1 protein-coding gene is annotated in these 1,213 nt (G+C 77.5%); it reads left to right on the top strand.

Translation table 11 applies throughout. From position 1 onward, the window contains the following. Nucleotides 1-302 precede the first annotated feature (302 nt). The coding region (locus tag OZN99_RS31995) for a hypothetical protein (RefSeq protein WP_408611997.1) at nucleotides 303-1,213 on the top strand (911 nt) is incomplete at its 3' end.

Genomic DNA, 1,213 nt, shown 5'->3' with positions numbered 1-1,213 from the left:
GGGTGGCGGGCGTTGCGGGCGCCGGCGCCGCGACGGCGCCTGCCGGCTGCGGCGCGGCCTGCTCGCTGGCGGCGCAACCCGCCAGCCCCAGGAGCATCAAGGCCGCCAGCCACCGCATCGCTCACCTCCTGTTGAACCGTTTCGTCCGGCGCAACCGCTGCGCGGAGGCAGCAGCCGCCACACAGTATCGGAACACGGCCGTTCCGACACGCTGGGCCTCCGCGTGGCGGACCGCAAGCAAAGGGAACCCCATGTTGTCGCGCGTCCTGCCGTCCGCACGCGCCAAGGCCGCATCCACCGTCGTGACCCGCCGCCGTTTGCTGGGCGCGGCCGGTCTTGCCCTTGCGGTGCCGCCCGCCGCCCTGGCCGAGGCCGATCCGCAGGCGCGTGGTATGGCCCGCCTCGCCCTGCTGCTGGCCGAGGCGGTCGAGGCGGAACTGCGTCGGGCGGAGGCGTCGCTGTCGACCGTCGCTGCCATGCTCGAGGCAGGGCGTCCGAACGGCCCGGGTGCCGCCCTCCCGCTGCCTGTCCTGGACCAGGCGGTGCGCGGCGCGGCCGGCGCGCTCGGCCTGCCCGTCGCCGGGCTCGACGCGCTTCTCGCGCCCCTCGTCGACTCCGAGGCGCCGCCCGGCACGCCCCTGCCGGCCTCCCCCGCCGGCGACCTGGCAGCCGATGCGCTGACGGACCTCCGGCCGGTCGCCGGCCTGTTCGGCGGGGTGGATCTCCGGCTGGGGCTTGCCGTCCCGGTGCTGCGCTACGGTGCGGGACGGGCGATCGGTGTGCTGGTGGCGACCCTGCCGGGCGAGCACCTCGCGGCGCGCCTGGCGATGGCGCTGGCCGCCGAGGGACCGATGGACGAGATCGTCTCCGCCAGGCTGGTCGGCGCCGCCGCCGAGGGCGAGCCGGTCGAGACCCTTGCCTGGATCCGCGCGGGAGAGATCCCGGGCCGGCTCGTCCTGCCCGATGCCCCGGCCGCGGTGTTCGAGATGCCACCGCCGGGTTCCGACCAGGCCGGGCGATTGCCGTCCCTGCTGCTCGCCACGCAGCGCCTGCGGCGGGCTCCGCGCTGCGCCGTGGTCCTGGCCGCCCGGCCTGTCCCGGCGGCGGCCCCCTCACGCCCAACCGCCCCCCTCGATGACGCCGCGGGGACAACCGGGTCGCGCGGCATGGCGCTCGCGACGGCCGGGCTGGGCGGGGCCGGGATCGGCGCCCT

The organism is Falsiroseomonas oryzae (genome assembly GCF_027856955.1).
In the GTDB taxonomy this organism is placed as follows: Bacteria; Pseudomonadota; Alphaproteobacteria; order Acetobacterales; family Acetobacteraceae; genus Falsiroseomonas; species Falsiroseomonas oryzae.
The sequence above is the reverse complement of the archived record's forward strand: the minus strand, read 5'-3'. Positions and strand labels throughout refer to the sequence as shown.